Origin of the sequence: Paenibacillus sp. FSL L8-0340 (assembly GCF_038593145.1) — a bacterium.
Taxonomy (GTDB): domain Bacteria; phylum Bacillota; class Bacilli; order Paenibacillales; family Paenibacillaceae; genus Paenibacillus_AQ.
In genome coordinates this window covers 4,355,749-4,368,364 of the sequence record NZ_CP151967.1, presented here as the reverse complement: position 1 = coordinate 4,368,364, position 12,616 = coordinate 4,355,749, and the positions used below count along the sequence as shown (strand labels likewise).

At 51.0% G+C, this 12,616-nt stretch carries 8 protein-coding genes; 7 read left to right on the top strand and 1 reads right to left on the bottom strand.

What is annotated here, in order from left to right:
* Positions 1–49 precede the first annotated feature (49 nt).
* From NST07_RS19540 to ybaK, 5 genes are all read left to right on the top strand, one after another.
* Positions 50–1,705 carry an extracellular solute-binding protein gene (locus tag NST07_RS19540; protein WP_341378901.1) on the top strand — a complete coding sequence of 552 codons (1,656 nt, stop codon included), beginning with the start codon at positions 50–52 and terminating at the stop codon, positions 1,703–1,705.
* A gap of 140 nt (positions 1,706–1,845) precedes the next feature.
* On the top strand, positions 1,846–3,420 hold the full coding sequence (locus NST07_RS19535; RefSeq protein ID WP_341378899.1) for a response regulator: 1,575 nt from the start codon (positions 1,846–1,848) through the stop codon (positions 3,418–3,420).
* The gene (locus NST07_RS19530) at positions 3,383–5,137 is read left to right on the top strand and encodes a sensor histidine kinase (protein WP_341093904.1); all 1,755 of its coding nucleotides are present in this window, start codon (positions 3,383–3,385) and stop codon (positions 5,135–5,137) included. The genes NST07_RS19535 and NST07_RS19530 overlap by 38 nt, the downstream gene beginning before the upstream one ends.
* Positions 5,138–5,179: 42 nt before the next feature.
* A complete protein-coding gene (locus tag NST07_RS19525; protein ID WP_342479977.1) occupies positions 5,180–6,967 on the top strand; it encodes a glycoside hydrolase family 36 protein in 1,788 nt (595 codons plus the stop codon).
* 709 nt (positions 6,968–7,676) lie between these two features.
* A complete protein-coding gene (gene ybaK, locus NST07_RS19520; protein ID WP_342479976.1) occupies positions 7,677–8,150 on the top strand; it encodes a Cys-tRNA(Pro) deacylase in 474 nt (157 codons plus the stop codon).
* 61 nt (positions 8,151–8,211) lie between these two features.
* Here the strand turns inward: ybaK and NST07_RS19515 are convergent, their stop codons facing one another.
* Positions 8,212–8,958 carry a YdcF family protein gene (locus tag NST07_RS19515; RefSeq protein ID WP_342481960.1) on the bottom strand — a complete coding sequence of 249 codons (747 nt, stop codon included), beginning with the start codon at positions 8,956–8,958 and terminating at the stop codon, positions 8,212–8,214.
* A gap of 249 nt (positions 8,959–9,207) precedes the next feature.
* Between NST07_RS19515 and NST07_RS19510 the strand changes: the two genes are divergently transcribed.
* Both NST07_RS19510 and NST07_RS19505 read left to right on the top strand, forming a co-directional pair.
* Complete coding sequence (locus NST07_RS19510; protein WP_342479975.1) at positions 9,208–10,806, top strand: response regulator; 1,599 nt, start codon at positions 9,208–9,210, stop codon at positions 10,804–10,806.
* A gap of 33 nt (positions 10,807–10,839) precedes the next feature.
* Entirely contained in the window at positions 10,840–12,588 is a 1,749-nt protein-coding gene (locus tag NST07_RS19505) for a sensor histidine kinase (RefSeq protein ID WP_341093901.1), read from the top strand.
* Positions 12,589–12,616 lie beyond the last annotated feature (28 nt).

Sequence of the window (12,616 nt, the reverse complement as noted above, 5' to 3'; positions counted from 1 at the left end):
GATTCAGAGTTTGCGTGCGTATAGTAAGCATTAGAGAGGGGTTACTCATTTGAAGCGTAACAAGAGCTTGCCGGTAATGACGGCTGTATTGTGTTCGGTGCTGCTGATGTCGGGTTGTGGCGGAGCGAACAATGCAACCGTTCAAAGCACCGCTGAACCGACAAAAGAACCTGTTGCTGCGGAAACTGCCAAAGCTACTGATACTGCGCCTGCCATAGCGGTAGGAAGCACCGTAAAGCCGGTCACTTTCAGTTACTACAGCAATTACGATTGGGACACTACAGAGCCGTGGGGCAAGGATTCCACAACCGCCTGGATTAGAGATACCCTTAAGGTAAATATGACACCCATCCAGTCCAGCGGTGCCGCAGAAACCAAGTTCAGCACGATGATTGCCTCGGGCAGTCTTCCGGATGTTATTATGATGGACCGTGGTGCCAATGTGGAGCGTTTGCGGCAGGCAGGAATGCTTGTGGCGCTGGATGAATACCTTGATCAATATCCGAATCTGAAAAATAATGCCGGTGAAGCCACGCTGGGCATGCTCCGCTCCGACGACGGCAAGCTGTACCAGTTCCCGAACTGGTACACCTCAAGTCCCAATGGCAATGGCGGGTGGATTATCAACCGGAAGATTTATAAAGAGCTGGGTTCCCCGAAGCTGGAAACCTATGATGACCTGTATACCTACCTGAAGCAGGTCAAGGAAAAGTACAGTGATGTGATTCCGCTGGAGATTGGGGCTAAGGGCCGGGGCATTGATACGATGTATGGCGGTTTTGCCGAGAATAAGCCTTATCTGCCCAAGGCGAATCCGGTGGGAAATGCGCTGGAGTCAATTTTTGAGGATCCGATATTCACCGAGAACATGCTGTACGCCAGCAAGCTGTTCCGTGAGAAGCTGATCACCCAGGATGCGTTCACACAAACGGGCAATCAAGTAACAGAGAAGCTTGTGACGGGCAGGGTTGCTGTATTCGTGGAGGGTGATGTGGTCAATCCGGGCCGGGATGCGAACAACGCGCTGCGGACCCTTGATCCGGAGTCCGGGTACGACATCATCTGGCCGATTCATAAGGCAGGGCTTGACGCGAAGAAGATCACTCCGAACAATTACAGCTCGCTCGGCTGGAATGTGCTTGTGATAACGAAGAAAGCGAAGGACCCTGAAGCGATTTTCTCCTATTTGGACTGGGCAACGGGTGAAGAGGGACAGCGTATCCTGAATTTTGGACGCCAGGGCCTTTACTGGGATGAATCGGATGCAGATGGGGTGCCGATTCAGAATGAGGCCGGGCTGAATACGCCACAGGCTGATAAAGACAAGGAAAGAATCGGCCGTTTCAATTGGGTGGGCAATACCACCTTCATCGATCAGACCAAGGCTTTGATGGATGCGCAGCTGCCGGAAGAGAAACAAAATTGGACGACATTGGCCCAGAAAAAAGTCACATGGAATACTTCGAAGAACTTTACGGAGTTTGCGAATCTGGACCCGCTGCCGGATTCGGAAGAGGGAACGATTGCGACGGCTGTCAACGATATCTATCAGGAGGTTTTTGCTAAAGCGCTGTATGCCAAAAGCGATGACGAAGTGCGCTCCCTCTTAAGCAAAGCCAATGAGGATGCTAAACGAGCCGGCTATGACAAGCTGCTTAAATTCCAGACGGAAAGATGGCAAAACAACCTCAGCAAGATGAAATAAATAACGCTAGAGTCTACTGTACCTGTGGGGTATACTGTAACCAAGTATACCCTTTTGCTAAAAAATGTAAGGTTGTATGAGGAACTGCGGGGCAGAGTATGGGTTAAGCTCATCTATACAGATTTGAAGGATGGGATGATATGTACAAGGTGCTGCTGGTTGACGATGAACTGCTGGATTTGGAAGGACTGCAGCGCTTCATGAACTGGGAGAGCCTGGGCATGGACGTTTGCGCAGCCGCGAGCAGCGGCTTTGAAGCTCTGGAGGTGCTGAGGTCACAAACCGTGGATATCATCGTCACCGATATCAGAATGCCGATTATGTCGGGGATGGAGCTGGCTCGCAGAGCACTTGCCTTGGAGCTTAACCCAAAGCCGAAGATCATCTTTGTTAGCGGTCATGAGGATTTTCAGTATGCCAAGCAAGCGATTTCGATGAGTGCTTCCGGCTATGTCCTGAAGCCAGTAGATGATGCAGATATGCGCAGGACGCTTGAAGAGGTGCGGGGAATGCTAGACCGGGAACAGGCGCATTCCCATTTGCAACGCTGCTTCTCGGATTCGGAACCCCTGTTGAAGCGGGAGCTGTTCATGCAGCTGCTGGACGACGGCATGCCGGATGCAGACAAGATGCTGCCTCTGCTGCAGCAGGTTGGAATTACCTGGCACCGGACCACTCTGTACACCGCGCTGCTGGAACCGGATGATTTATCCTGGAAACTGAACGGCTTTGTGGAAGAGGCCAAGGCCGAGATGGAGAGAAGACTGGAGACGGCAGTCGGGCAATTTTGTGCACAGGAACGGATTCAGTTCTGCCGGCTGGACCGGTTCCGGTTTGCCCTCATCGTGGAAGAACGGGTGGACAGCAGCCGGCTGCAGGGACTGATTACTATGGCGGTCAGCGGGACACCGCTAACGGTGACTATTGGGGTTGGTCCGCCTGTGACAAGTCTTACAAAGCTGCATCTCTCCTTCCGGCGGGCCAAAGAGGCGCTGGGACTGAAGCTGTTTCTGGGCAAGGGCAAGCTGATTCTCTATACCGATGCCAAAGGTCCGATCTCGGCCACGGCGAAGGATCTGGATGATATTCTGCAGTCTTTATTTCTGGCGGTATCTTCTTACCGCCTAGTCGCTGTCGACGATTGCAATGAGGAACTGTTCGTATGGGTCGGCAAAATGGAAACCAAGCTGGAAATCTACCAGCTGTTTCTGCACATTGTCTCCAAACTGGATGCTTTTTTGCATACGATTAACGAAGACTTTTATATTCTGCTGGGGCTGGACAGAAAACATCTCAGTATTTTATATCAATTTGAGACAACCCAGGATATGAAATCCTGGCTCCGCCGCCGGATGTTTGAGCTCTCTGAACGGCTTCAGCGGAAACGGCAGGGCAAGAAATACAAGCTTATCGAAGAAATTAAAGCCTACATTGAGGTGGAGCTGGAAAATAACGTCATGCTGCGGGATGCGGCGATCCATTTCTCGTTCTCCCCCAATCACCTGGGTCAAATCTTCTACGATGAGACAGGCATTTATTTCTCCGATTATGTCTCCATAAGGCGGCTGGAACGCGTCAAGCTGCTGCTCGGAGATCCGAAGCTGAAGGTCTATGAAGCTGCACACCAGGTCGGATATAAGAATCTGTCTCATTTCAGCAAGCAGTTCAAGGATTATTATGGCGTCAGTCCGGGCGATTACCGGAGGCATCTATAACATGCGCCGCATGCTGAATGTGCCTTTTGGATATAAGCTGATAGTACCTTATGTACTCTGTCTGCTGGTTGCCGTCCTTACCGTCGGCATGTTCGCCTATGCGCATTCCGTGAACTCACTTAGAGAGAAGACACGGGAAAATATACAAGGCACGCTGCAGCAGATACGGGACAACATTCGTTACCGTACGGATGATGTTGAACGGATTTCCAAAATGCTGTATTACAATTACAGTCTGCAGAGCGCTCTGCGCCGCTACGAGCAGGGATGGTACAGCTATGAGACGATGACGAAGACATTGATGCCGACGCTTGAAAATCTTCTGAATTACACAGCCAGCAATATCGGCTTGTCCCTTTACCTCCAGAACGATACCCTTCCGGAATTATACTACACAGATATTGATCAGAATCCGCTGCTTTCGATTAAACGTTATGAGATTTATCATCTGAAACGGATACAGGAGACAGACTGGTACCGTGAATTGGAGTTCCAAGGAAGCATGGCGGACCAAAGACTCTGGCGCCAGATTCTGCGTGATGAGAGCTACGGCAATATTTCGCTGCTGCAACAGTTGTACGATGTCCATCGGGGGCAGAACATCGGGCTGGTTCGCGTGACTGTCCAAATAAGCGACCTGCTGGACTCCGTGGATTATCACAAGATTGGAGAGCACACGACTCTTGAAGTGCTGGACGGCAGCGGAAATGTGGTGCTGGAATCAGCCCCGGTAGCGGAGGAACTGAAGGGTTCCCGGACCGGAAACCGGCTGCTGCTGAGTGAACCCCTGAACGGCCTGGGCTGGGAGCTGCGGGCCTACATTCCGAACAGCCTGTTCGACGAAAGTGCGAATAACGTGCGGAGGATGACATTGATCGTCTGCCTGATCAGCGCTTTTGTGCTGGCTTTCCTGGGTATTGGAGTCTCCAGTTATTTTTCCCGCCGAATCCAAAAAATTGTTGGTTCACTGAATGCTTTTCGCGATGGCGACTTCCAGAAAAGAATCCACTATAAAGGAAACGATGAACTGGCACAGATTGCTGCAGCGTTTAACCGGATGGGCAGCAATATCGAAGAGCTGATCCACAAAAACTATGTTGCCGGTCTCCAGAAAAAAGAAGCGGAGCTGGAATCGCTCCAGGCGCAGATCAATCCCCATTTTCTATATAATACCCTGTCCTCGATCAACCGTCTGGCACAATTCGGAGATATTCAGAAGCTGCACATTCTCGTTCAGGAATTGGCGAAATTCTACCGGCTCTCCTTGAACCGCGGGGAAATTCTCACTACAGTCGGCAAGGAAATTGAACATGCCAAAGCCTATATTGCCATTCAGTGCATCAAATATGGCAACCGGCTGTCCGTCTATTATGATATTGATCCTGCGGCGCTTGATTATATGACCGTCAAGCTGATTTTGCAGCCGATGCTTGAGAATGCGCTAGAGCATGCCTGGTTCGGAAGTACGATCGGAATCCGGCTTGTCGTGGAGAAGCGGGAAACGGACATTATATTCAAAATTATTGATAATGGTGTGGGCATGAACGCTGACACCATAGAGCAGATTCTGGCACCGGAAGGACCCCGGATCGGCTACGGCATCCGCAATGTCGATTCCCGGATCAAACTGCATGGAGGGAACGGGTACGGCGTAGCTATCGCCAGCCGATCCGGAATAGGTACCTGTATACAGATCACCATCCCCTGCCGGATGTAGCCCGTTACTGGCCTCATCCGCTTTAAAGGAGTTCGGATTTCATTGAAGACCTTAACCACGGATTGTTATGAAATCACACTGGAAGGCCATGCTGACGGATTCGATACTTCGCTTGCTCTTGAGAGCGGGGAAGACAGCTTGCAATATGTCCGTCTAACGCTTAAATCTCCCGTTCAGGCAGTTCCTGCTGCTCTTTCACTGCGCTGGAGCTGCCCCGCGCTGGATGTTCAAGGCTTATGGCATCCGGCAGCCGGACGCAGCAGAGAACTGATTCCCGACTGGCTCGAAGGTTTCGCTTCGAGGTCCACCTCCTCTGCACCAGTTGTATGTCTGTACGGCAACACGGGTAACAATGTCCTGAGCTTCGCCTGCTCAGATGTCCTGCATCCGCTGCGGCTGCATGCAGGTCTTCATGAGGAGACGGCCACCTTTCATTGCGCTGTGACGCTGTTCACGGAGCCATGCTCTCCGTTTACAGATTATGAGGTTGTCCTGCGTCTGGATTCCCGCAACATCCCCTATTATGAATCGCTGGCGATGGTGGCAGAGTGGTGGGCTGGCCTTCAAGGAAACAAGCCGTCAGCGGTGCCGGATGCTGCCAGGGAGCCAATGTACTCCACCTGGTACAGCTTTCATCAGCAGCTGACGGCAGAAGAGATAGAAGCCGAGTGTAGAATTGCGGCAGAGCTGGGCTGCAAGGCGGTTATCGTAGACGATGGATGGCAGACCGAGGATGAGGCAAGAGGTTATGCCTACTGCGGAGACTGGCGGATCAGTCCCGGTAAAATACCGGATATGAAGGCCCATGTGGCCGTGGTCCATGAGCTGGGACTGAAATATTTGCTCTGGTATGCCGTGCCATTCATCGGTAAGCACAGTGAGGTTTGGCAGACCTTCGGTGACAAGCTGCTGTATTACGACGATGGGGTTGGAGCTGGAGTTGTCGATCCGCGTTATCCGGAAGTGCGGGCTTACCTGACCTCCATCTATGAACAGGCGCTGGTGGAGTGGGATCTTGACGGCTTTAAGCTCGACTTTGTAGACAGCTTTTATGAGGTACAGACCCTGGATGCTCAAGCGCAGAATGGGAGCGGACGCGATACCCATTCCGTGCCGGAAGCTGTTGATATGCTGCTCGGCGGCGTGATCTCCCGTCTGCGGCAGCTGAAACCGGAGATTTTGATCGAATTCCGCCAAAATTACATCGGACCGCTGATGCGCAAATACGGCAATATGTTCCGTGCCGGCGACTGCCCGAATGATGCTCTGCAGAACCGGATCAAAACACTGGATATCCGCCTGATCTGCGGCGGCACTGCGGCTCATGCCGATATGCTGATGTGGCATCCGAAGGAGTCTGCGGCTAATGCCGCGCTGCAGTTTATCAATGTGTTGTTCTCCGTTCCGCAGATTTCGGTCCGGCTGGACCGGCTCCCGCGGCCGCATTTGGAGATGCTGGCCTTTTGGCTGTCATTCTGGCGCCAGCATCGGGATGTGCTGTTAGACGGATCTCTAGAACCGTATCATCCCGAACTGCTGTATCCGCTGGTCATTGCCCGCACGTCTCAGAAGTGGGCAATGGCTGCCTATCAGGATACGGTTATTCCCTTGAGCGGGGACCTGCCAGATCTGGTTTTGATTATAAACGGTACCTTGCTCTCCCGTATCGTAGTGGAACTGGACCGGGAATCCGGTCAACGGGAGGTCATTGTCCGGGATTGCCAGGGAAACGTGGTTTCGATACAGTCAATGGCTTGGAACAGCGGGGTTTACGCCATGGAGGTTCCGCCGGCGGGGGTTATCACGATTCGTGCTGTTCTGGCGGAGTGACGAGCAAGTAAACCAGTACGTCCATAGGGATAGAATCGTATTATAACCGCTGATTGAATCAGGAATGAGCATAGATGCTGCCGATCCAGTCGATGTGGTGGAATGAGCGCGGATGTTGTGATCCAGCTGGAGTGGTGGAATGAGTGTGGTTGCCTTGATCCAACAGATCTAGTGGAAAGAGTGTAGAAGCCGCTGGCACATTTCGGCAGCGGTTTTTTGCCACACGGAGGCGGTTAGGAGGAAGGCATGCAATGAGCGGTTGTATAACATCAAACTACTGTCTCATAACACCGATCTTTTTTAACGGGAAAAGTTACCGCTAGGTAAAACTGAACAATCTGATTGGAGTAACTAGCGGGAATTTCGCCTGCTAATAATTCTTATAACAATAGAATTTTAATATTCATCAATATTAACGGTACGGATTCCCGCTACATAGTTCAAAAGAAGGATATATTCATAATTAGCGGGTGATATTCCCGCTACAAATGTTTAAGCATTTTTGATTAGGCGGTAGATGATTTTTACAGGTTGGACCTTATCTGTTTTGGTGTTTTTGATAATTGGTGTTGTTAATGTTTGAAGTCATTCATGAACTTGTTAAGGTTGATGTTATTGATGAAGTAAATGTCCATGATATAATAGATAGAAGCAATTACGCTGCAAAAAATCGGTAGCTAAGAGGGGCTGCCGGAAAGGTTGATGAAGGATGCAAATAACCAAAACGAATGCCATGCGGATGCTGGATGCCAAGGGAATTGGCTATGAAATACATAGCTATGATAATGAGGATGGGGCCATCCACGGAACTGCGGTAGCCGGGAAGATTGGCAGACCGCCGGAAACCGTCTTTAAGACGCTGGTCTCGCATAGCGGAGCAAACCTGTATGTGTTTGTCATTCCGGTTGCCGAAGAGCTCGATCTGAAGAAAGCCGCGAGAGCTGCGGGTGAGAAGAAGATTGAAATGCTCCCGCTGAAGGATCTGCTGAAATGGACCGGTTATGTCCGGGGCGGCTGTTCGCCAGTCGGGATGAAAAAGCTGTATCCGACCTATATCGAGCAAGGCGCGGAGGAGCTGGAGAGCATAGCGGTTAGTGGCGGTAAGATCGGTATGCAGATTGAGCTTGCACCGGATGAACTCGCCGGAATGGTCAATGCGAAGTATGGCGATCTGATTAAATAGAATGAAGCAGAAAAAGCAGCGGCCCGGGGAAGCTTGGGCCGCTGTCTTTTTGTGTCTGCTCTTAAAAATGTGCTGCCAGAATCCCCAGATATTCCTTCAGTGCGATTCCGGTGTTCTCCGCTGAACCGGGGGAAGGGGAGAACTTGCCGGGATAGAAGGAAGATTCCCGGCTGGCAATGTAATCAGTGGGAAAGGCCAGCGGAGATAGCCCGGCATGTTCAAACTCCAGCATGGCACGCGCCATATGAAAGCCTGAGGTTACAAGCACGGGACGGCTAAAGCCGTGAGCCTTCATCAGCGCAGCCGTATTTACAGCATTTTGCTCTGTGTTCAGCGACTGGTTCTCCGCCAGTACATCAGCCTCGGGGATTCCTAACCCGATGAACTGGCGTTTGGCGATGTCAGCTTCATTCCCGCTATCGGCATAGACCTGTCCGCCGGAGAATAGAATCGGCAGCCCGGTCTCGCGGTACAGCCGCGCAGCAGTCAGCAGCCGGTTCGCCGCCGGTCCCAGCAGGTTGCCTTCACCGTCCAGATCACGGTTGCCGGAGGAAGCACCGCCGCCCAGCACCACAATAACGTCGCCGTCAACGGTGTTTGGCTGGTTATATTTCCGCTCCAGACTGCCGATTAGCGGATCGGCAACCAGGCTGGTCATGGACAGGTAGAGCAGCAGCGTGATGCCCAGCAGTACCAGGGCGGGGCGGCGGTTTTTTCGCCATAACCACACGGCTACCGCAGCGAACAACAGTACAAACAGGCCCGGCGGCAGAATAAAGCTGTAGACGAATTTAATAATATAGATCAGCAGGATCAACCTCCGTTCTCTTTATATGTATACGCTATAGCCGTATTGTACCACGTAAGCTCTCCATATAGATGCTTAAGACATCTTAAAAAACTGCGCTTATCTGTTAAAAAAGCTGCACCCGGCATTCCTTTCTTCCGTGGTAAAGTATAGGTGGATTAATCTGGTTATAATGACACTGGTACAATAGGGGAAGCTAGTCTGCTAAGATGGGAACTAGTGAACGAACATACAAGCGGAGGGAAAGCGATGAACAGAAATATTCGGGTGCTGCTGGCGGATGATGAACCGGTAATCCTGCGCGGGCTCAAGAAGCTTATTTCCTGGGATGCGCTTGGTCTGGATATTGTCGGAGAAGCGTGTGACGGCATTGAGCTGAAATCAATGATAGCTGCCTGCAATCCCGACCTTGTAATTAGCGACATCAGCATGCCGGGATTTACCGGAATTGATATTATACGCGATATTCATGAGTCGGGGCTTCCGATCAAGGTGGTGTTTATCAGCGCCTATCAGGAGTTTTCGTACGCCCGGCAAGCCCTGCAGTACGGGGCTCTTGATTATCTGGTGAAGCCGGTGAACACCGGTCAGCTGGAGCAGGTCGTGAGCAGAGCCGTCGCCGTAATCCGCCAGGAAACGGAAGAAGAGCGGAACAAGGAAATGCTCAAATCCTATGAACGGAAGAATCATTCCGTAACCATTGAAGAATTGCTCGAACAGATTACCGACGGCAGCAAAGGAGCGGCGGCGGCACTGGCACGAATGGGCAATATAGCCATCAGCCGTTATGCCACCGTATGTGTCGTGGAGATTGACGAATATAGCGGGATGCCCACCCGCTGGGAGGAACGCGAACGCAAGCTGGTAGAATTCGCTTTGTCCAACATTATCAAGGAAGCCGTAGAAGAGGCGGGCAGCGGTTATGTGTTCCGCAAAGGAGAGCGCTTCGGGATTCTGCTTCAACACGAGCATGAAGGGGAGCCGCAGCGCTTGATGGAAGATCTTCACCACAAAATCAACAGCTTTCTGAAGCTGCAGGTGTCTATCGGTGTCGGCAAGTCCGTGAGTGGCATCGAAGAGGCGGTGGAATCTTACCGCAGTGCGCTCAAAAGCCTCAAGGCCCGATATTTTGCCGGATTAAACCGGGTTATCCCGGATATTGCGGAGCGCCAGGAAGCCCCGTTCCCATTATCCGAATTGGTCTCCCTACAAGCTTCACTTTCGGAAGCGCTTAAATCGCTGGATAAGGAGCAGCTTGCTGTGAGCTCCGGGAAACTGCAGGAAGCGGTACAGCTTCTGTCAGGAGACAGCCGGAATCAGGCGGTTTCCCATATCTACAATGCCATTATTCAGCTGGAGCAGGAGCTTGCCGGCTATGGTGTGGACGCCGGGCTGCTGGTTCAGGACGACAAGCCGCTGCTGGAGAAATTGACCGATGTGCCAACCTATGCTGAGCTGCAGCAGGCATTTGAGGATGTCGTCAATAAGATGTATGAACAGCTGGCCTGTAAGGCTGGCGGGAAAGAGATGCCGCAGCTCATGCAGGTGAAGGCTTATGTGGAGGAGCATTATGCGGAGAACATTACTCTGGAGTTAACAGCGTCACTGGTTTATATGAATCCATATTATTTCAGCAGTTTCTTCAAAAAGCATACCGGGCAAAATTTCAAATCCTATCTCACAGAAGTCAGAATGGGCCATGCGCTGCGCCTGCTGCTGCAGAGCGACCTGATGGTGTATGAAATTGCCGAACTGGTGGGTTATAATAATGCCCGGCATTTCAGTGATATGTTCAAGAAGAAATATGGCAAGCTGCCGCAGGAATATAAACATTCAGTCAGAAATTAACAGATATTTTTCTTAGAGAAAAGAGGGGTGTTCGTGCTGATCTGGGGACGCAGATCCAAGAGCATTTTCGTGAAGTTTTCCGCTTCCTTTTTATTGGTCGGGCTGATACCGCTGCTTGCACTCAGCTTCTTCTCCGTGAAGACCTTCTCCGGCTATGTGGAGCGCTATACTACCAGTAATTTGCAGCAGATGGTACTGTATATGAGCTACAATCTGAATACCGCATTTAATCAATATAATGAAACCTCTAAGCTGATGTATACCGGCCGTTATGAAGGTTTTATTGAGAGCTATACACAGAACCAGGCGACCAATGTCAATGAGCGGGAGCAGATCAACACCATTCCGATCGACTCCTTTCTGAAGACGCTGCTATTCAGCGATCCTTATATTACAGGAGTGCAATTTGTCCGCCAGTCTGACGGCAAGATATATTCCCAGGAGAAAGAGAACCGCTCGTTATCCGGGGAACCGGTCCCAATCCCGGCATGGCTGGCGAAGATGGAAGAGAACCCCTCGAAGGTAGAAATCTTTCCTACACATATAGATAACTATTTCTTCCAGTCGCAAAGACAAGTGTTCACCATCGGGCGCAGTCTGATTGATACCTCAGGGCGTGTGACTAAAGAACCGAAGGTTGTAGGAACACTTTTTCTCGATATCGATACCGCTTTGTTCCAGCAGTTCTTCAGAGAGCTGAATCTTGGGGAGAAGGATGAACTGTATTTGCTGGACGGTGAAGGCAGAGTCTATTTCAGCAATCAAAAAGAGACTTCAGACGTCATCGCACAGCCAGTTCAGCAGAACAATGAAATGATTATCCTCAGTGAGGATATCCCTTTTTTGCAGGGAAAGTTAATCGCCAAGATCCACCGGGGCAGCTTGTTCGAGCAGCTTCTGTCTGCCAGAACCACCGTATACATCGCCATTCTGATCTGTGCCTTTGTAATGATTATTATGGGGGTCTGGTTTTCCCGCAGGCTTGCCGCTCCGATCCGTGAACTCATAAAGCAGATGACGGTGGTGGAATCGGGCAAACTGGACATTCAGGTCAGCGTGAACACCAATGATGAAATGGGCCGGCTGGCGCATGGATTCAACCGGATGGTGGAGCGGCTGCAGGTCTATATTGATGAGGCGTACGTGGCCCAGATCAAGCAGAAGCAAACAGAGCTGAATGCGCTGAAAAGCCAGATCCGCCCCCATTATCTATATAATACGCTTGAAGTTATCCGTATGAATGCGGTGGACAAGGAAGCCGGGGAAGTAGCCGATATGATTCTTGCCCTCTCCAACCAGCTGAAATATGTCATTGATTACGGGGAAGACCGTGTAAGCCTTGGCAGTGAGCTGGAGCATTTGCAGAATTACTTTTATATTATTTCCGTCCGTTTTGAGAACCGGTATGAGCTTCATCTGGACATTGCTGCTGACATTCAGATGGATTGGCAGATTCTGAAACTTTCGCTGCAGCCCATTGTGGAGAATGCGGTTCAGCACGGCCTGCGGCTAAAAGGAAAAGGTAAGGTAGGCATCACGGTGGAACGTCGGGGGAATGTCCTTGCGGTCACCGTGTACGATGATGGTATCGGCATGAACAGGGAAGAACTGGCGCGTATTACCCAATCATTGAATGACGCCGAAGCCCCCAGCAAAAATGTTGGTTTGAAAAATGTGCATGAGCGTATCCGATCCAGCTTCGGTGAGGCGTACGGATTGTCCGTCAGCAGCCGTGAGCATATAGGGACCTCCATTACACTGCTGTTTCCGATTAGCGAATAATCCCACATTACATCCGGGAGGTCCCTGC